The sequence below is a fragment of the Pseudoalteromonas sp. B160 genome (genome assembly GCF_037162485.1).
Classification (GTDB): Bacteria; Pseudomonadota; Gammaproteobacteria; order Enterobacterales; family Alteromonadaceae; genus Pseudoalteromonas; species Pseudoalteromonas rhizosphaerae.
Genome location: NZ_JARLUX010000001.1, coordinates 3,620,568 through 3,639,301 on the forward strand (window position 1 = coordinate 3,620,568; position 18,734 = coordinate 3,639,301).

Here is an 18,734-nt window from a genome sequence, read left to right on the forward strand (position 1 = left end):
TGGTGTCCTTTAATCTTTAAATTCTTGTGCTTGTGTCGATACTTCGCGTACCGCTAATGAAAATGTAACCGCATCAGATGTAGGTGCAAGGCCAGGCAGTTGCACGTTAGCAAAACCAAATAAAGTCAATGATTGCCAAGGAGAATGATTGCCTTTGATCACAAAACCATCGCCGTCATACCAGGTAAATTGATACTGTAAATATTGTGATTTTTTATACTGACTCGAAAGTGTGACAACAACATCAGTTAATTGATTCGTTTGGCGAGTCTTTACATCACTAATGGCCAGCTTTTTACCTAGTGCAGGATTATCGACTTTTAGCTGTTGTTGGTATTGCGCTGAAGCTTGTTCAACACTTATACCTGATGTAGTCGGTCTACTGGTACAGGCAGCAAGTAGACAGACCGTTAATAATGGCACTAAATATTTCATGATAGCTCCTAAAGTTGCACTACATGGGAATTAAAATAGTTGTTAATAGAGGTTAGATAAATCAAGGTTAACCCTTGCTTACTAACCGTAAAGTTTATGTCGTTCTGATTGGCAAGTTTTAAAACATGGTCTCCTGCTGTTAACTGGGTGCGCGCAACACTTATTTGATTAGGTAAAGTTAACCAACTGCGGGTATCTGCTTGCTCAGAGGCTAGGTTGTATAGATTAGCGAGTATATTACCCACATCGCCGCCACTTCTAGCCAGCTCTGCCCATACTTTTTCTTTAGCGACTAACCTTAGTATTTGCCTCGATACTCTTGCCGGTGTTTGTTCTTCAAGTGTTTTAGCCGCTAACGCTTCTATTCTTACCAATGGACTCAAAGGTAAAGTCTGTGTTCCGATACTAATGTCATTAACCGTTGGTATATAGGCTCTATCTTTATAAACGGGCATCGCTAAGCTATAAAAACGAGCATCACCACCGGATGTATTAATCGGCAGGCGCAACACAAATTCATCTTTTTCTGGCACTAAACCTTGTTCGATCAAGACCACAACGTCACCGCTGTTGGCGACTTGTTTTGGCAATTCAGCTAAGCGTTTTTTATACTCGGCAAAATCTTGATCAAATCCTTGCTGTTTTGCTAATTGCAGTACAACCTGCTGCAAATAGGTGTTTTCAGGGTTGATCTCTAATGCCTTTTTATAATCAATATAGGCATCATCGTATTGCTTATTACTTTGATAGAGCAAACCTGACAGATAAAATGTAAACGCATTTTGATAGCCATTTTTTACGTTTTTGATCACCTCATCCATACTTGGGTAATGTTTTTGTGCTGCTTTTACGCTAGCATCTATGTCGTCTTGATTAGCCGTTAACGCATCTGTTTGTACTTTATTTGCACGGCGAACTTCGACTAATGCGCCCTCAATATTATGTTGATATATATAATTAAGTGCTTGGTAACTGTGCAGCATACTCATTTCATAAGCCGCTGGCGTATAGCTAATGACTGAATCATTGGTAAAAAGGGCGTTACTTTGTTCAAGCCCTGCGCTTACTTGTATTTTTGCTGCTTGGCGTTTTATTTCCATTTGCTGATATACCGCTTCGTACTGTGGTCTTGCAGCCTCATTTTGATTATTTAAATTGCTTAAACGGGCCTGCTCTAATTGATTGAGCAAGTAGTTACTATGTGACTGCCCATTAGTCGGCAAAAGCTGTTGGGCTTGGTCGATATTGTTGGTCTTAATAGCTTGGCGTACAGGCGTCATTTGGGTAGCGTAATCTGAAAACAGATCACTAAACCCAATGGTGCTGCATCCACTTAGCATGACACAAAAGCCAAAAATAACACTGCGTTGCACATGGCACTCCTTTTATAAGCGTTAATACAGATTAGCATAATCTAATCCAGAGAAGATGTTAAACAATGTAAAAAAGCGTAGCAATCACCGTGTTTATAAGAAATAGTTACGCGATCATTGGTCACTGAGTTGTTGCACGATACATTCGAATGATCAAAACAATAGGTAAGCTTTGCGCTATTATGGCAATCCTGTATAAATAGATACTTCAGGCAAACAGGTAGCTGATTTTCTTATTATGTTGATTAATTAATGGATCGAGTGGTTGCCGACTACTAAACGATAGAATAACTCACCTCATAGGGTTTAATGCTTAGCAAGATTAAAACTAAGGATCACTTTGAAAGCAACACTGTTTACGGTACTCGCCCTAGTGGCATTTGCAGCTAATTCTCTTTTATGTCGTATGGCATTAGCACAAAATTACATTGATCCATGGAATTTTACAGCTTTGCGGCTATTCAGTGGCGCATTGTGTTTAGGATTTATTTTCCTTATACAAGCAACACCAACAGAGTCTGTAGCTAGGGAAGATAACAATCTTAATAATGCAGAGCATGAACGTGGTAGTTGGCGCAGCAGTGTTAGCTTACTGGTTTATGCGTTATGTTTTTCAATTGCCTATGTAGAATTGGACACTGGAACTGGCGCGTTGATTTTATTTTCTGCTGTTCAATTGACTATGATTGGCTGGGGGATTTTCAACAAGGAGCGACTCACGACTGTACAGTGGTGTGCATTTATTATCGCTGTCATTGGTTTTGTGTATTTAATGCTGCCATCGGCAACGATGCCGTCAATGAGCCCAGCATTATTAATGACGATTAGCGGTATTGCGTGGGGGATATACAGTATTCGCGGAAAAGTGTGTCTATCCCCACTGAAAACCACAACGTTTAATTTTGTGCGTAGTTTATTTGCATTACCGATATTGTTGATCGTGGGTTTTGGTTATTTAACGGGGATCAGTTGGCAGGGGATCGCGCTTGCATGTGCATCTGGTGCTCTTGCGTCGGGTATTGGCTATAGTGTTTGGTATGTTGCCGTACCCTTATTAAAAAGCAGTCAAGCCGCAGTGGTTCAGCTGTGTGTGCCAGTGATAGCTGCACTGGCAGGGATGTTATTTTTAGCGGAAGAACTAAGCATTCAGTTTGTTATTGCCAGCGCCGTTATTCTTGGCGCTGTGCTGGTTTTACTGGCTAAACAACCGCAGAGCTGACATTCAGCACGTAACGCTGATACAGTTGCGGCAAATTCGCCAAAATAGCAGCTTTGCCGGCAAGCTGACTGTTATTTATAGTATCAGCTAATACGGTTAAACTCTGATGTTGTAGTAAAATGTCAGATTGCACTATGTGGCTAATATGCCAAGGTTCAGGCGCAACGCCGCCTAAATCATGTTGATAAGGGCGATAAAAGCCATACTTTTCTAAATGACTATCCAGCCACTTGGTCAGCGCTGCAAAAGGGCCATTGTCTTGGTATTCGTGAGGCTCTAACTGCAACTGATAGTCATCAGAAACACTGGCTTGGTCAAAAATATCAAGATCAGTACCAAAGTGGTGGCGACTGCTTCCCGGTAGGGCTGAATAAAGCATAATGGCATGGCATTTTTCAATGTCTGTCATGGAGGCTAAATCAACGGGCTGTTGCTGCTTATTGAGCACAGGTCGATGACCATTAAATTTAGCATTCCAAATCAATGCTTGACGTTCAAAGTTACGAAAGCTTGATGCAATAGTCAGTGCAAAGCCTGCAACGCGAGCTGCATTTTGCAACTGCATAAAGTCATCAATAATGTCTTTATGCAGTTTATGATCTTGATAATCAACAAGCAGTAGCTCGTCTTTACCACAGGCACACTCAGCCAACTGTTGCGATGTGAGCTTAGCAGGGATCATGTTAAAAGTTGCTCTAGAATTTGCTCGTAAATATCAGCAAGTGCAATGAGATCATCACAATTAACGCACTCATTCACTTTATGAATGGTGTCGTTACGTGGGCCAAGTTCAATAACCTTTGCGCCGGTTTGTGCTATAAAACGTCCATCTGAAGTACCGCCAGTGGTTTCAAGTGCGGTATTTAAGCCAGTTATTGATTTGATGGCTGCAACCGTGGCATCAATAAGCGGGCCGCCTTCGGTGATAAATGGCTGACCGTTAACAATCCAACTCAGCTCGTATGCAAAATCATATTCAGCCAGAATGTCGTTAACTCGTTGCTGGAGTTGCTGATGAGTTACTTCGGTACTAAAGCGAAAATTAAATTGCACTTCAAGCTCGCCTGGGATCACATTGCCAGCTCCCGTACCGCCATTAATATTTGAAATCTGAAAACTAGTAGCAGGGAAAAATTCATTGCCGTTGTCCCATACCGTTTGACTCAACTGGGCAAGCATTGGCGCTGCAATATGAATAGGGTTTAGAGCAAGTTGCGGATAAGCCACATGACCTTGTATGCCTTTAACAGTTAAAAAGCCAGTCAGTGAGCCTCGGCGGCCATTTTTAACGACATCACCCAGTACATCACGCGATGAAGGCTCGCCAACCAAACACATATCTATTTTTTCACCTCGGGCCTCCAGCGTATCGATTACTCGCGTGGTGCCGTTGATAAAAGGGCCTTCTTCATCAGAGGTAATTAAAAAAGAAATTGAGCCTTTATGATCGGGGTGTTTAGTTACAAATCGCTCGGTTGCTACCACCATGGCAGCTAAAGAGCCTTTCATATCAGCCGCACCACGGCCATGCAACATGCCATCGGCTAGAAAGCCAGAGAAAGGCGGGTGCTGCCAGTTCTTTTCTGGTCCTGTTGGTACTACATCAGTGTGACCTGCAAAGCAAAAGTGCGGTGAGCTGTCGCCTTTACGTGCCCATGTATTTTGGGTGTCAGTAAAAAACAGTGATTCAATATTAAAACCAAGCTGTGCCAATCGCTCATTCATTATAGTTTGGCAATCTGCATCTTCAGGGGTGACTGAGCGACGCTGTATTAAGGCTTGTGCAAGTTCGATGACGGGATGATTCATGATGCAAAAATCTCATCATATTGCGCTGGTTTAAAACCTAAATGATAGCTGTTGTTGCGAATAAGCACTGGGCGCTTGATCATTGCTGGTTGTGCTACCAAAATTGCCAAGGCAGTGTGTTTATCAAGGTTCTGTTTTTGCTCATCTGATAATTGGCGATAGGTTGTGCCACGTTTATTGACCAGATCTTGCCAGTCGATGTGCGTTGCAAACTCAGTGATCATATCAAGGCTTATGCCGTCTTTACGGTAATCATGAAAATTAAAGTCAATGTTGTTATCGGTTAAATATTTTTTGGCTTTTTTTATAGTGTCGCAGTTACTAATGCCGTAAAGAGTCGTCATATTAATTACTTCTTAGTTAGTGTTAAAAGAGTATCTACCCCAGCTGTAACCTGAGATAAAGAATAATGTATTGGTTTAAGTTGATGCCCGTTAAGTAAAATAAGGCTGGCAAGTAAGGGGCTATTGAGATCTCTAAGATCAAAATAAGCGAGCCGTTGCCCTTTGGTTATTTTACTGCCGTTGAGTTGGGCTATATGAGTGTGTTTAATGTGTTGCTGTTGGTCTAAATATAAATTTAGAAGCACTTTTAAGCCATTGTTGGCTTGTAAAATAAATTCAGTACCGGCATTTTTTACTTGCATTAATGTACCATCAAAGGGCGCTAATATTTTATGATTGCTCAGGGCAACCATTATCCCTGGGCCAAGTGTGCCGTAGCTAAAGAAGGGTTCTGGGTGCTCGCTTAATGGGGCAACTTTACCACTAAAAGGGCTACAAATTGCAATACTGTTAGCCGCTAACTGACGTTGTGGTAAATAACTAATATCCGTGTATTTCATTATGTTAATTTGGGCTCATTGAGAAACTGATAGCCATCTTTTTTTAACGCGCTGATGGCATCTTTAATACGCTGTTGTTTTACTAAAACGTAATCGGTGTCGTAGGTTGAAATCGCAAAAATAGAGATATTTGCTGTGGCTAAAACTCCAGAAATATTTGCCATTATTCCGGTTAATGAAAAACCAAGTGGACCGATCACTTCTAACGCGCGCCAATCGTGTTCAGCATCAAGGCTTTCAATGGCGAACTGGCTAGGGCAAACAATAGATAACTCATCGTTGGTTTTGGCGATAATAAACATTGATTGTTTGAATAAAGCAGCGGGGATCTCGCTATCAACATCAAGGCTATGAATGGTAAAGGCCGTACTATGCAGTTGTAACGTTTGCTTAGACATTGCTACCCCTTTTTTAATTGTGAGACTTCCCATCTGTGTATACTGATCAATAGTATAGATTATCTTACTTAAATAAAAGAGCAATGTTGTCCACAATTTCTGTGGATAAGGTTGGGAATAGGGAGGTATAACAACGCTAAGCTATTTATTTTATTTATAATTTTTATTAGCTAAAGAAATGCACAGGGTAAAGTGATCATCATGCAATCACTTTACCCATGGTGTTAAATATTTTCGGCTTGTGCCGCTTGGATAGCAGTAAGCGCAATTGTATAGACAATATCATCAACCAAAGCACCGCGGCTTAAGTCATTGACGGGTTTGCGCATACCTTGCAACATTGGGCCGATACTTATCAAATCAGCACTTCGTTGCACCGCTTTATAAGTGGTATTACCGGTATTTAAGTCTGGAAATATAAACACCGTCGCTTTACCAGCCACTGGGCTATTTGGTGCTTTTTTAAGTGCGACATTTTCCATAATCGCCGCATCATATTGTAAAGGACCATCGATGATCAGATCAGGGCGTTTTTGTTGCGCTAACTTTGTTGCCAGACGGACTTTTTCTACATCAGCCCCAGTGCCTGACGTGCCGGTGCTGTAGCTTATCATCGCTACTCGTGGCTCAATACCAAATGCGGCGGCTGAGTCTGCAGATTGAATGGCAATATCGGCTAATTGCTCAGCGGTTGGATCAGGATTAATGGCACAATCCCCGTATACCAGTACTTGATCAGGTAGCAACATAAAAAACACCGACGAGACTAATGATGACCCTGGTGCTGTTTTTATTAATTGCAGCGGCGGACGAATGGTGTTGGCGGTTGTATTTACTGCACCCGAGACCAGACCATCGACTTGACCACGCTCTAACATCATAGTGCCAAGCACAACGTTGTCTTGGAGCTGTTCAAGGGCAACCACTTCAGTCAGGCCTTTGTTTCTACGAATATCAACCATAGGCGCAACATAGTCGTTGATCACATCATGAGGTTCGATAATGGTTACATTTTCGTTTAGCTCAACACCTTGTTGTATAGCGATACGTTCAATTTCTTCTCGATCGCCCAATAGAATGGTCTTCGCAATACCACGTTGACCGCAAATAGCGGCGGCTTTTATTGTTCGAGGCTCATTGCCTTCAGGTAACACTATAGTTTTTGCCGCTTGGCGGGCTTTATCCGTGAGTAAATAACGAAATGCTGGAGGTGACATTTTACGAGTTTTGCCGACACTTTTAGCAAGCGTATCTAACCAGTCAGAATCAATATGGCTGGCATTATGATGCTTTACTTTATCAATTCGTTGTACGTCATCGCACGGTACTTCCATATTAAAGTTATGCAGTAGCAATGAAGTACGCCAGGTGTCAGCATCTGTACTGAGGATTGGCAGGCCGGTGGCCATCGCTTGTTCGCACAAGGTCATGATCCGTGGCTCAGGTTTAAAACCACCAGTTAATAAGATAGCTCCTAATTTAGTGCCATTCATGGCTGATAAACAGGCCGCAACTAACACATCTGAACGATCGCCTGGGGTCACCAGCAGTGCGCCTGGGGTAAAATGATTTAAGATATTTGACACTGTTCTGGCACAAAATGTTACGCGGCGTAGACGACGATGAGCCATATCACCTTCGTTGATCACGTCAGCTTTTAAATACGCACATAAATCTTTAACGCGCGGAGCAACCAGCTCAAAATCCCATGGGATCGAGCCAAGTAACATAAACGGATGTTTTCTAAAAATAGGTAAAGATGCTAAGCGATTGAGCTCATTGTCAAGCTCGTCGGGTTTATGTGCTTCCACGAGATCTGCGCGTGCTCTGCCTTCATCATCCAGTGGTGCATTTACTTTATTAAAAATACAGCCTAATACTCGGGCATGGTCAACACTGCCATAATACCCGGCTGCAATTTCTAGGCGGTCTTCAATTTGATCGTTACTGTCATTACCAGGAGTGAGCACAAACACAATGTCAGCGCCGAGAGTTTGTGCTATTTCGCGGTTTACTCTACCTGCATAAGGTTGGCGGCGAGTAGGGACCATACCTTCGATAATTGCGACTACATCGTTGCCTATGGCATTTTCAAAGCGCTCAACAATTTCTTCAAGTAAATCATCACCTTTTCCATCCCCGATCATTTGCTCTGCATAATCAAGCGCAAAAGGAGTAGGTGGTGTAATAGGTGAGCCTTGGGTGACAATTTGTGTTGATTTTTCAGGGCCCGTTTCACCTGAGCGAGGCTGGGCTATGGGCTTGAAAAAATTAACTTTGACCGCTTTTTGTTCTAACGCACGCACTAACCCGACTGAGACCGATGTTAAACCAACCCCAGTAGAGATAGGTACTAGCATAATTCGACGTGCCATAATTATAACTCCTGTGCAATTGAGGCGGCATCAAGAGCAATGACCCACTCTTCATTTGTTGGCATTACTACTGCTTTTGTTTTTGCATTATTACTGCTGATAACCCCTTGTGTGCCAAATCGGGCTGCAAGGTTGGCTGTACTGTCGCAATCAAGGCCAAGATAGCTCAGTTGTGTTATTACTTTATCACGAATAATATCGGAGTTTTCACCAATACCACCGGTAAAAATTAACGCATCAAGGCGTTGCAATGGCACCATAAATGCGGCTATTTGTTTTGCTAAACGATAACAAAACATCTCCAATGCTAAAATGGCTTTTTCATTTCCTGCAACAGCAGCTTCTTCTATTGTACGACAGTCATTAGAAAGTTCACTGATACCCAGTAAGCCACTTTGTTGGTTTAATAAGTCATCAATTTGTTGTGCATCGTAGTTAAGTTGGGTGGTTAAAAAGTTAAATAAACCTGGATCAATATCTCCGCTGCGGGTGCCCATCATTAAGCCTTCTAGTGGAGTTAAGCCCATGCTGGTATCAACACTTTTGCCATTTTTAATTGCACACACAGAGCAGCCATTACCTAAGTGAGCGCTGATAAAATTACTTTGCTCAATAGGCTGGTTTAAAAGGACTGCTGTTTGACCTGCAACATAATAATGGCTGGTACCATGAAAGCCGTAACGTCTAACACCATAATCAGTATAAAGTTTATAAGGGAGGGCATATAAATAGGCAACATTGCCCATGGTTTGATGAAACGCGGTATCAAACACTGCTACTTGCGGTAGTCCCTTGAATGATGCTTGCGCCGCAGCAATGCCTAATAAATTAGCGTGCCCATGTAATGGCGCAAGCGTAGCGGCTTGAGTGATTCCTTTAATTACATCGTCGTCAATCAGTACCGATTTAGTAAAGTGCTCGCCGCCGTGAACCACGCGATGACCTACTGCAATAAGGTTTTCAGCTAAATGGTGTTCGTTAATAAGGCTAACTAAGGTATCGATTGCCGCACTGTGAGCTTGATTAGGCGCAAGTTCAATCAGTTGTTTTTTGCCAAGGTATTTGTATTTCACAGATGGCGACGATGAGCCTAGGCGTTCAGCAAGACCTGAAATGATTTCTTCAGATGTGGTGGCATCTAAAATAGCGAATTTTAAACTCGAACTTCCACAGTTCAGTACAAGAACATGATGAGGTGATGATTGCGAAGACATAACAGGATCCCATTTTTTGACAATTGCGCATTAAGCTTAGTTGTTATATAACCAAGTACTCGAGCATAGTGATTAAAGTAAAAGAGTCATTGGTCGATAAATTGCTATGGATATCTGTAATGACTATACTAAAGTCTAGTTGACTTAACGTGCGCTTATTTTAACTCATTAATTGTTTTAAGGTAAGTTTAAACCATGATCAAAAACACGTTTTGGATGAAAAAGGTGGAAGGGATTTTACACAGGAATGTTACCGTGAATATGATACACTCATTGCGGTAACATTAATAAATATACCAGCGACACCTAGGAGTCATGATGCAAAAAAGTGTGATGTCACAAGTCCAAACTGGTCGTGAATATGCAAAAAAATGGCCTATGCGTAAAGAATTAGCGCCTCTGTTCACGGAGTTTAGAGTGATCAAAGCCACCGAGCTGGCAATTACAGTAATGCCGATTTTGGCAATGCTCACTTTATTTATGCAAATTAATTATTTAGGCAGCAGTTTTTTACCTCAAGCAGTCGCTATCGCGTTGTTTTTTTTATCTCTACCGCTACAGGGATTGCTGTGGTTAGGCAAGCGTGCAGATACTGTACTTGAGCCTGCGATGGAGCATTGGTATAAAGAGCTTCATACGAAAATGGTAGCCAATGGCTACCAAGGGCATGTCCCTAAAGATAAACCACGTTATGCAGAGTTGGCCCATTTACTCAATGATATGTTTGATAAAATGGACCGCGCGTTTACCCGAGAGAATCTGTAACACGTTTAAATTGACTAACATAAAATGACAGGGTGACGACTTGCTCACCTTGTTGTTCTAGTTGTTGCCAATGTTCAGGACGAAACTTCCAAGCAAAGGGAGTCATAGTGATCAAGTTCTTCACATCTTTAAATGGCAAGCTTATCTGTTGTTCTAATAATGTTTGCTCTATAAGCTCAAACCCTACAGGCGCAGCAATCGGTGTATGCGCATTGACGTCTCGGTAAATATAGTGCTTGAGTTCTTTTAAATGCCAAGGGCCAGGGCTTGCAACTACCAATGTAGCGTCTGGTTTTGCTAATCGAGCCAATTCAGCATCAAATAATGGGGCAAAAATACTCACTAATACATCTGCTGAGCCATCATTAAATGGAGCTTGGCTGATTGATGCAACGCTAAAATTACAATTACTGTATCGCTTTGCAGCATATTTAACTGCTGATTTTGATATATCGACGCCATAAACGTGTGCAGTACATGCATTGGCAATCGCATGAGTATAAAAACCTTCCCCGCACCCTAAATCAATTACCTGTTGTGGTGCTTGCAGAGCAACTCGCTGTGCAACTGCATGTTGTAAAAACTGGTAGTGCCCAGTGGTTAAAAAAGCACGCCTTGCTTGTACCATGTCAAGATTATCGCCAGGTTGCTTAGAGTTCTTTTGTTGCACAGGTAATAAATTCACATAGCCTTCTTTTGCAGTATCAAAGCTATGGTTGTTAATACATTTTAGCACTTTGGCATGTAACTCAAGCGATTGTTGGCAGAGCGGGCATTGGTAATCGAGACTCATGAGTCTAGGTAATCCTTATCATAAAATGTTTTTACCCAATGTGGGCGATAGGTGATCAATAGGGTAATGGCCATGCCGTTTAACATCGCTTCAGGAAAGCAAATAATGACACATAAATAGAGATAGTTTTCACTTAATTCAAACCAATTGTAATTGCCGGTTAAATAATAAAATAAGCTAATGGTGATAATCTTAAAGCAGGCGATGAAAGCGGCGCAAATAAAAGTACATACAAAAATGTAAATGAAAAAATGCCGTGGTAATAGGTTATAACACAGTATAAATACCCCATAACTGACTAAAATGGGTAAGTAAGCGGTTAACAATAAGTGGATAGGTAATTGCGCAATGCTTATTTGATTGAAAGCCGTTAATAGCAGACTTGCTAGGGTGGCGCTCAATAATGCAAAGCGCCAGCCTAAAATAAGCGTTATGGCAGTTACACCTAAAATATGCAGTTCAAGACCGGGTAATATGCCGGCTTTAATTCGCCACAATAAGGCAAATGCTAACGCACAGACAAATAGGCCTGTTTGACGGGCTGGCGTGGTTATTAAATGTTGGTAGTGTGACTTATTGACACTCGACCAAAAAATACAGCCGATAACAAGCCAAGCAATTGCCTGAAGTTCAATGCTTATTATCGGGATTGTCGTTAGCTTATCCATTAGCGTTAACTAAAGGTTGACCATATTGGCGCATGATCTGATGGCTTTTCAATACCACGTAATTCATAGTCAATTCCCGCTTCAATACAACGAGTAGCCAAAGTTGGAGTCGCTAGGATAACGTCAATGCGTAGACCACGATTATCATCAAAGCCTCGAGAGCGATAATCAAACCAAGAGTACTGTTCGCTTGTGTCTGGGTGAAGTTCACGGAAGGTGTCTGTAAAGCCCCAATCTAGCAAGGTTGCAAGCCATTGACGTTCTTCAGGCTGGAATGAACATTTGCCAGTTTTTAACCAACGCTTGCGATTAACCTCACCAATGCCAATATCAAGATCAGTAGGAGAAATATTGATGTCGCCCATGACAATGACATCCTCGTCGTTACTGTGGTGGCTTTGTAAGTGAGTCATTAGATCACGGTAGAACTGTCGCTTATACGGAAATTTTGTTTCATGAGTAATGTTATCGCCTTGTGGAAAATAGCCATTCATTACGGTTAGATCACGGCCATTTTCTTGGCTAACAGTGACGCTGATCATGCGCTTTTGTGATTCATCAGTATCTGTTGCGAATCCTTTAACCACAGACTTAGGTTCAGTTTTGCATAACATAGCTACGCCATAATGTGCTTTTTGACCATGAAAATAAACGTGGTAACCCATATTTTGAACATCTTCGAGTGGGAAAGCTTCATCATGTACTTTTATTTCTTGTAAGCCGATTATATCAGGCTGATGTTTATCTATGATTGCTTGTAATTGGTGCAGACGAGCTCTCAGCCCGTTAATGTTAAATGAAATTACTTTCATGGCTTGACCTTTAATTAGAGTTATCTTTTGCAGATTATGGCAAATTCTACCATCAATTAGCGTATGGTACATGCGCTTATTTATAATAATAAGCCGCTCAATTGTTGAACAAAGTATGAATTTTGATTAAACATTGTTAACGCTTTTTTAAATAAAAAATTAAATAGATAATTCGGTTGATTTGTAAACTTTGGTCTATATAATGCGCAAAAATTGCTCACAATATAACTCCACTTAAAGGTAAATCATGAAACTACAATTATTAGCATTATTCGTCGCAGCGACTGCTTTCTCTGAGACTGCCAGTGCAGCACATTATTATAATGCTGATCATAAAATTGAATCTAAATTATGCTCAATCAGTGCTAACGAAGGATTTACTGCAGCACGCAAAGTTGCAGCCCAGCACGGGGTGTATTTATCACGTTATTCAAAAAGTATTTTGTGTAATGGTGATGATATTCGTGATATTGCAAAAAAAGTGGATGATAAAGTTCGCCAAGAAAAAGTAATTGAAGTGTTTGCTAAAAACTCACAGGCAGAAACACAGCTATGTATTACTGCCTTGAAGCAAGGTTTGGCTCCAGTGAAAGAAAAAATAGCAAACTTAAACTCATTGATTTGTAATGGTGAAGTGGTTACTGAGTTTGTGAAACGATATCAAGGTGCGACAATTTGATTAAAAATGTAACGCACTAGCTCGTTTATCTACAATAGCAGCGCTTTAATCGCTGCTATTTTACATTTTTATAGAATAACTTTTCCAACCTTTGTATTGATCTGGCATAATAGCGCGCTGAATATACCGCAACGTCTTGGTGCCTATGGTGACAAAATCTGCTACGAAAATGGCTACGAAACGAATCAGTGATGAGCAGCTTGTTGAGATCATTGAAGCGGCGATTTTTGTTGCGGGAAAACCAGTCAGTAAACGGCATTTAAAAGACACCGTATTAACTGAGTTAAGTGTGTCTATGACACGTATTAACCTCGCGATTGAACAGATCCAAATTCATTATCAAACCCGTGGTATTCGCTTAGTTGAAGTCGGTAGTGGATTTAGATTTCAGGCGTGTGCCAGCTTAGCCCCTTGGTTAAATAACCTTTGGCAAGAACGGGCGCCTAAATATTCCCGTGCACTATTAGAAACTCTTTCGCTTATTGCTTATCGTCAGCCGATAACTCGGGGCGAGATAGAGCAAGTACGTGGAGTGACCGTAGGCTCAGCTATTATTAAAAGTCTGCTCGAGCGTGAGTGGATACATGTTGTTGGTCATAAAGAGGTGCCAGGTAGGCCCGCTTTATATGCCACAACCAAACAATTTTTAGATTATTTTTCGTTAACAGGTTTAGATAACTTACCGCCACTGCCAAAACAGCAGCAAAGTAAAATTGACCAGTTATTGAGTGATCCTTCTGTGAGAGAACTATCCGAATGAGTATACAAGGTGAAAAGTTACAAAAAGTCTTAGCAAGAGCGGGCGTAGGTTCGCGACGTGAGATGGAAAAATACATTGATGCAAATCGTGTCAGTGTTAATGGTAAAGTAGCAAAGCTGGGTGATCGTGTTGAAGAAACCGACCAGATCCGTGTTGATGGCCATACGGTAAAAATTGAAGAAAAAGCTGAACGTATCTGTCGCGTTGTTATGTATAACAAACCTGAAGGTGAGTTATGTACACGTAAAGATCCTGAAGGACGTAGAACGGTATTTGACCGCCTGCCGCGCGTTGATGGTGAACGTTGGATTGCTGTTGGTCGTTTAGATATAAATACCGCAGGTTTAATGTTGTTCACCAATGATGGTGAGCTTGCTAACCGCTTAATGCACCCAAGTTACGAAGTAGAGCGCGAATATTCAGCACGTGTATTTGGTGAAGTAACAGCAGAAACTATCAAAAATTTAACCAAAGGGGTTGAGCTTGAAGATGGTATGGCAAAATTTCTTACTATTAAACCACTGGGCGGCGAAGGTATTAACCGCTGGTATAATGTAACGCTGACTGAAGGGCGTAACCGTGAAGTTCGTCGTTTATGGCAGTCTCAAGACGTTGAGGTTTCTCGCCTTATTCGTATTCGTTATGGTAAATTAGAGCTCGATAAACGTCTACCACAAGGTGGTTGGGCTGAGCTAGATTTAGAGACTGTAAATTACTTACGTAAAACAGTTAAGCTTGGCCGTGAAACGCAAACAAAATTATCTGTTATGCCTGAAAAACGCAAAGATAAGCGCGCTAAAATTAATCAAATTCGTAAAGCAGTCAAAAAACATAATAATCGCGTTAAACAAACTAAACGCCGTTAATATCTGCCTTGCATTAAAAAAGCCGCTAATTAGCGGCTTTTTTATGTTTAGTACTTGGTTTATACCAATCGACTTAAATATTTAACCATTCTAGCGGGCTAAATAAAGTGCTAACTGCGTTAGGGATTTTTTATGTAGAACAACTACATGTCAAAATTCCTGCTTTGTTATCACTGTATTTATCTGTCGCTATAAATGGTCAGTAACTTAACACGACTGGTATTATTTCTTTGTTTGCGCGTCTAATGATTGACCATTGACGTCTTTTGAATCATCACTCATTAAGTATAAATAAGTTGGCATTAAGTCTTCAGGGCAGGCTAGTTTATCGCGATCTTCGCCTGGATAGACACTGGCACGCATAGCTGTGTGGGTGGCGCCGGGATTAATACAATTTATCCGGATATTCGTTTTACCAACTTCACATGCCCATGTTTGCATCATTCCTTCAACTGCAAATTTTGAAATGGCATACGCGCCCCAAAACTCACGACCTTGGCGACCAACCCCAGAAGAGGTGAAAATAATTGAAGCACTTGGAGATTTACGTAAAACTGGAAACATATATTTTGTGATCATCGCTTGAGCGGTAACATTCACTTTCATGATGTTATCAAACGTTGATGAACAAAAATGCTCAAGTGGACCCAGTGAGCCAATTATTCCTGCATTATTGAGCAAGCCATCTAGTTTACCAAATTGCTGTTCAATGGTAGCGCCTAAATCACGAAAGTTTTGTTTACTTGCACCTTTTAAATCCATCGGTACAATCGCAGGCTTTGGCCCGCCAACGGCAATGATTTCATCGTACACGGCTTCCAGTTTGCTGGTGGTTTTACCCAATAATATAACCGTTGCGCCATGTTTGGCATAAGTTATTGCAGCCACTCGGCCAATGCCGTCACCTGCACCAGTTACTAAGATCACTTTGTCTTGTAGGGCATTATCAGCCGCTTTATAGGTTTGCATAATAAAGGTCCAAAAAATCAATTTGGTTGATTTTAACATAGCAAAACACCAAGTTATCGAATTTATTGCAAAATAAGGTGGCGAAATTTGAAACTTTACGTTAACTTTAACTGGTCTAATGTCTTATTAATAACCTAATTACATTATTTTAACTAAATATTACGCGAAAACTTAAAAGAATTAGTAACAAAATTAGCTACACTTATTTATCAACACACATAAAAAAGATTACGTGCGGAGCAAACAATATGAAAAAAATGCTACTCTCACTTGCAATTACAGCTGCTCTAGCTGGTTGTGGCGGCGGTGAAACGTTAGAAGATGTTAAAAATGATACACCACCAGTTATTCCATCAGCTACAGTTAAGTTTGATCCCGCAAATGGGGTTATTTCAGTACCAAATGATTTATTAATGAGTGGTACAAAAGATGGCACTATTAATATCCCCGGTGAGTTGAGTGCTAATGGTGTATCAGTGCCAAGAAGCGCCTATGCTAACCCGTCCCTGGCACTAGGTGCACTTGATGGCTGGTCTAGCCAAGTTCCTTATAAAATAGATCTTACTTTTCCTGCGAATGTTAGCCTTGATGAAAGTTCGGCTGGTGCGCCGGGATCTGTGCGTATTTTTGAAGTTGTTATGGGCGCTAGTTTAACAGATGCAGATTGCGCAGCGGTACCCGCTGGAGCCGGATGTAAACTATTAGGTGAATTAACCTTTGGCGTTGATTTCATCACTAAAGCAAGTGGCAATGCGGTTGCTATTATTCCATTAAAACCGTTTAAAGCTGGCAGCTCGTATATTAATGTGCTGACGACTGAGCTTAAAGACTCATTAGGGCGTTCTATCGAGCCTTCATCAACTTATGGTTTGGTTAGTGAAGAGACCCCACTGATCACCGAGAGCCAATTAGCGCTTCAAGGCGTGGTAAACAGTTATGAAAATGTGGTCACGTCAGGTGGCACTATTAGTAAAGATGATATTATTTTTAGTGGGGCGATGACGATTCAGTCTGTTGGTCCGGTACTTGGTACTATTAAAAAGTTACTAGCAGCAAGCCTGCAAAACCCAGCCTTGCCAACACCAATGGTTCAAATCCCAGAGCAACCACTGCTAACGGTTGAGCAAGTCTTTGCTTCACAAGGTGTTACTGGACTTTCGCCAGCATTTGCAGGTGTTCAATATCAAAAAGGTAGTGTGACACTACCTATGTATTTATCTCAGCCTGAAGGAAAAGAAATTTCAAATTTGGCTGACACATATTGGCAAGGCATGTGTTCAAGCCCTGTTGCCGTACTTAACCAGCAAGCAGCTGATCAAGCGCTGCGCGAAGCAGGAAAAGAAGATGAAATTGATCCTACAATGTTTGATGTTGGTCCATATGAGCCGCTTTGCCAAGGTTTAAGTGAGGGGAGATTACATGATTACCCGAAAATTGATATTACTCGCCACTTAACAAAATACAATCCGATCCCAAAAGTGCAAAGCCAGCAAGAAGTAACTGTTCAGATAACAAAACCTATTTTGCCTGTAATAAATTTTATCAGAACACAAAGTCTTGGTATGTCGGCACTTGAAATGCCAGCTGGTGGTTGGCCGGTGGTGATAATGCAACATGGTATTACTTCTAAAAAAGAAGATATGCTGGCATTAACGGCTAGTTTAGCGATTCAAGGCTTTGCAACGGCCTCAATAGACCATCCAGTGCATGGTGAACGTGGTATTGACGTGGATGACGATGGTAATGATGATTTTAATGCATCAACAGGCTCTGTCCTGGCGTATATGAATTTGCAATCATTACTAGTAGCACGTGACAATTTAAGACAGTCTGCAGCTGATTTACTTGCTTTACGTCTTGGTCTAAACTTTACAAACGATACATCACTTAACACTTCTGATGTAGTGTTTATTGGACATTCATTAGGCTCAGTAGTTGCTCCCGCTTTTGTTACTCAAGCAAATACACCTTTAGATAGCCAAGTTGATGGTCTGTTCAAAGTCAATAGCGTCGCACTTGCTAGCGGTGGTGGTGGGATAGCCAGCTTCTTACTAGAATCGGCGAGTTTTGGCCCATTTGTTCAAGGCTCAGTATTGCTATCAGCTGGGACATCTGAATCTGCTGAGTTCCAAGCTTATAGAGAGAGCTCTGCTGTATCAAATTGTGGTGAAGCAGTTTCTACGAGCGAGAGTATTTCATGTGGGTATGGAGAATATTACACTTCGTTAAATGCAGCTGGTGAAATGACTAAGCTAGCTAGCATTCAAGGTGTAATGAGTCAGTTCTCATTTGCAGCACAGACGGCACTTGATAGCGGGGATCCTACAAACTATGCATCTGCTATAAAAGCGCTTGGCACACCTGTTTATATGAATGTGGTAGTTGGAGATGGAGAAGTTAATGGAAATAAACCAGACCAAGTGATTCCACCAATGACTGTAAACAATCCAATTGCAGGCTCACTGCCACTTGCTAACTTAATGGGTTTAACGACAGTAACCCAGTCGCAAGCGCCTACTGACGATGGTATGAGTTATTTAGTTAAATTTACCAAAGGGCATCACAGCTCAGTACTTACACCTGCACCGAATGCAGCCGCAGGCGCGACGGCTGAAGGAAGCGCTGCCGCGACAAGTGAAATGCAATTACAGATTGCAACTTACTTAGTAACTCGAGGTCGTGCGTTATCTATTCAAAATACCGAGATTGTCACTGATTAACTTTTTAGAGTATTAAAATAAATGAAAAGCCACTG

The 18,734-nt window shown here is 41.4% G+C and carries 19 protein-coding genes; 6 read left to right on the top strand and 13 right to left on the bottom strand.

Annotated elements, in window-relative coordinates; translation table 11 throughout:
* Positions 1-9: 9 nt before the first annotated feature.
* Both P4S61_RS16900 and P4S61_RS16905 read right to left on the bottom strand, forming a co-directional pair.
* Complete coding sequence (locus P4S61_RS16900; protein ID WP_145233718.1) at positions 10-435, bottom strand: YcfL family protein; 426 nt, start codon at positions 433-435, stop codon at positions 10-12.
* A gap of 8 nt (positions 436-443) precedes the next feature.
* Positions 444-1,808 (bottom strand): COG3014 family protein, encoded by a 1,365-nt coding sequence (locus P4S61_RS16905; RefSeq protein WP_337118708.1) that lies wholly within the window; start codon positions 1,806-1,808, stop codon positions 444-446.
* Between the two features lie 340 nt (positions 1,809-2,148).
* On the opposite strand from P4S61_RS16905, the gene P4S61_RS16910 reads away from it, so the two are divergent.
* Positions 2,149-3,027, top strand: coding sequence for a DMT family transporter (locus P4S61_RS16910; RefSeq protein ID WP_337118709.1), 879 nt, complete (start codon positions 2,149-2,151; stop codon positions 3,025-3,027).
* On the opposite strand, the gene P4S61_RS16915 is transcribed toward P4S61_RS16910, so the two are convergent.
* The 7 genes from P4S61_RS16915 to P4S61_RS16945 form a co-directional block, all read right to left on the bottom strand.
* Entirely contained in the window at positions 3,008-3,709 is a 702-nt protein-coding gene (locus P4S61_RS16915; protein WP_182819396.1) for a M15 family metallopeptidase, read from the bottom strand. The genes P4S61_RS16910 and P4S61_RS16915 overlap by 20 nt on opposite strands.
* Positions 3,706-4,836: a succinyl-diaminopimelate desuccinylase gene (gene dapE, locus P4S61_RS16920; protein ID WP_145233727.1), complete on the bottom strand. Its 1,131-nt coding sequence runs from the start codon at positions 4,834-4,836 to the stop codon at positions 3,706-3,708. The genes P4S61_RS16915 and dapE overlap by 4 nt, the downstream gene beginning before the upstream one ends.
* A complete protein-coding gene (locus P4S61_RS16925) occupies positions 4,833-5,180 on the bottom strand; it encodes an ArsC family reductase (protein WP_182757706.1) in 348 nt (115 codons plus the stop codon). Before P4S61_RS16925 ends, dapE begins: the two co-directional genes overlap by 4 nt.
* A gap of 5 nt (positions 5,181-5,185) precedes the next feature.
* On the bottom strand, positions 5,186-5,680 hold the full coding sequence (locus P4S61_RS16930) for a PTS sugar transporter subunit IIA (protein WP_145233732.1): 495 nt from the start codon (positions 5,678-5,680) through the stop codon (positions 5,186-5,188).
* Complete coding sequence (locus P4S61_RS16935) at positions 5,680-6,078, bottom strand: ACT domain-containing protein (RefSeq protein ID WP_182730970.1); 399 nt, start codon at positions 6,076-6,078, stop codon at positions 5,680-5,682. Before P4S61_RS16935 ends, P4S61_RS16930 begins: the two co-directional genes overlap by 1 nt.
* A 224-nt stretch (positions 6,079-6,302) precedes the next feature.
* Positions 6,303-8,453 (bottom strand): phosphate acetyltransferase, encoded by a 2,151-nt coding sequence (gene pta, locus P4S61_RS16940; protein ID WP_182730969.1) that lies wholly within the window; start codon positions 8,451-8,453, stop codon positions 6,303-6,305.
* Positions 8,454-8,455: 2 nt separating this feature from the next.
* A complete protein-coding gene (locus P4S61_RS16945) occupies positions 8,456-9,667 on the bottom strand; it encodes an acetate kinase (protein ID WP_145233739.1) in 1,212 nt (403 codons plus the stop codon).
* A 318-nt stretch (positions 9,668-9,985) separates the two neighbouring features.
* On the opposite strand from P4S61_RS16945, the gene yfbV reads away from it, so the two are divergent.
* Entirely contained in the window at positions 9,986-10,432 is a 447-nt protein-coding gene (yfbV, locus tag P4S61_RS16950) for a terminus macrodomain insulation protein YfbV (protein WP_145234096.1), read from the top strand.
* Here the strand turns inward: yfbV and rlmA are convergent.
* The 3 genes from rlmA to xthA are packed head-to-tail and all read right to left on the bottom strand — an operon-like array spanning position 10,413 to position 12,705.
* A complete protein-coding gene (rlmA, locus tag P4S61_RS16955) occupies positions 10,413-11,225 on the bottom strand; it encodes a 23S rRNA (guanine(745)-N(1))-methyltransferase (protein WP_145233741.1) in 813 nt (270 codons plus the stop codon). The genes yfbV and rlmA overlap by 20 nt on opposite strands.
* Entirely contained in the window at positions 11,222-11,869 is a 648-nt protein-coding gene (locus P4S61_RS16960) for an energy-coupling factor ABC transporter permease (protein WP_182757730.1), read from the bottom strand. Before P4S61_RS16960 ends, rlmA begins: the two co-directional genes overlap by 4 nt.
* A gap of 29 nt (positions 11,870-11,898) precedes the next feature.
* A complete protein-coding gene (gene xthA, locus P4S61_RS16965; RefSeq protein ID WP_145233743.1) occupies positions 11,899-12,705 on the bottom strand; it encodes an exodeoxyribonuclease III in 807 nt (268 codons plus the stop codon).
* Positions 12,706-12,952: 247 nt separating this feature from the next.
* On the opposite strand from xthA, the gene P4S61_RS16970 reads away from it, so the two are divergent.
* From P4S61_RS16970 to rluB, 3 genes are all read left to right on the top strand, one after another.
* On the top strand, positions 12,953-13,384 hold the full coding sequence (locus tag P4S61_RS16970; protein WP_145233745.1) for an exonuclease III: 432 nt from the start codon (positions 12,953-12,955) through the stop codon (positions 13,382-13,384).
* Between the two features lie 169 nt (positions 13,385-13,553).
* Complete coding sequence (gene scpB, locus P4S61_RS16975) at positions 13,554-14,144, top strand: SMC-Scp complex subunit ScpB (protein ID WP_337118710.1); 591 nt, start codon at positions 13,554-13,556, stop codon at positions 14,142-14,144.
* Positions 14,141-15,010, top strand: coding sequence for a 23S rRNA pseudouridine(2605) synthase RluB (gene rluB / locus P4S61_RS16980; protein ID WP_145233749.1), 870 nt, complete (start codon positions 14,141-14,143; stop codon positions 15,008-15,010). Before scpB ends, rluB begins: the two co-directional genes overlap by 4 nt.
* 222 nt (positions 15,011-15,232) lie before the next feature.
* Here rluB and P4S61_RS16985 read toward each other — a convergent pair whose 3' ends face one another.
* Entirely contained in the window at positions 15,233-15,979 is a 747-nt protein-coding gene (locus P4S61_RS16985; RefSeq protein WP_182734863.1) for a YciK family oxidoreductase, read from the bottom strand.
* A 248-nt stretch (positions 15,980-16,227) separates the two neighbouring features.
* Between P4S61_RS16985 and P4S61_RS16990 the strand changes: the two genes are divergently transcribed.
* Entirely contained in the window at positions 16,228-18,699 is a 2,472-nt protein-coding gene (locus P4S61_RS16990; RefSeq protein WP_337118711.1) for a VolA/Pla-1 family phospholipase, read from the top strand.
* Positions 18,700-18,734 lie beyond the last annotated feature (35 nt).

What these genes read in the sequence shown, in the direction of transcription:
- P4S61_RS16900 (WP_145233718.1), bottom strand. Translation starts at nt 435, where the DNA reads ATGAAATATTTAGTGCCATTATTAACGGTCTGTCTACTTGCTGCCTGT.
- P4S61_RS16915 (WP_182819396.1), bottom strand. Translation starts at nt 3,709, where the DNA reads ATGATCCCTGCTAAGCTCACATCGCAACAGTTGGCTGAGTGTGCCTGT.
- dapE (WP_145233727.1), bottom strand. Translation starts at nt 4,836, where the DNA reads ATGAATCATCCCGTCATCGAACTTGCACAAGCCTTAATACAGCGTCGC.
- P4S61_RS16925 (WP_182757706.1), bottom strand. Translation starts at nt 5,180, where the DNA reads ATGACGACTCTTTACGGCATTAGTAACTGCGACACTATAAAAAAAGCC.
- P4S61_RS16930 (WP_145233732.1), bottom strand. Translation starts at nt 5,680, where the DNA reads ATGAAATACACGGATATTAGTTATTTACCACAACGTCAGTTAGCGGCT.
- P4S61_RS16935 (WP_182730970.1), bottom strand. Translation starts at nt 6,078, where the DNA reads ATGTCTAAGCAAACGTTACAACTGCATAGTACGGCCTTTACCATTCAT.
- pta (WP_182730969.1), bottom strand. Translation starts at nt 8,453, where the DNA reads ATGGCACGTCGAATTATGCTAGTACCTATCTCTACTGGGGTTGGTTTA.
- P4S61_RS16945 (WP_145233739.1), bottom strand. Translation starts at nt 9,667, where the DNA reads ATGTCTTCGCAATCATCACCTCATCATGTTCTTGTACTGAACTGTGGA.
- yfbV (WP_145234096.1), top strand. Translation starts at nt 9,986, where the DNA reads ATGCAAAAAAGTGTGATGTCACAAGTCCAAACTGGTCGTGAATATGCA.
- rlmA (WP_145233741.1), bottom strand. Translation starts at nt 11,225, where the DNA reads ATGAGTCTCGATTACCAATGCCCGCTCTGCCAACAATCGCTTGAGTTA.
- xthA (WP_145233743.1), bottom strand. Translation starts at nt 12,705, where the DNA reads ATGAAAGTAATTTCATTTAACATTAACGGGCTGAGAGCTCGTCTGCAC.
- P4S61_RS16970 (WP_145233745.1), top strand. Translation starts at nt 12,953, where the DNA reads ATGAAACTACAATTATTAGCATTATTCGTCGCAGCGACTGCTTTCTCT.
- scpB (WP_337118710.1), top strand. Translation starts at nt 13,554, where the DNA reads ATGGCTACGAAACGAATCAGTGATGAGCAGCTTGTTGAGATCATTGAA.
- rluB (WP_145233749.1), top strand. Translation starts at nt 14,141, where the DNA reads ATGAGTATACAAGGTGAAAAGTTACAAAAAGTCTTAGCAAGAGCGGGC.
- P4S61_RS16985 (WP_182734863.1), bottom strand. Translation starts at nt 15,979, where the DNA reads ATGCAAACCTATAAAGCGGCTGATAATGCCCTACAAGACAAAGTGATC.
- P4S61_RS16990 (WP_337118711.1), top strand. Translation starts at nt 16,228, where the DNA reads ATGAAAAAAATGCTACTCTCACTTGCAATTACAGCTGCTCTAGCTGGT.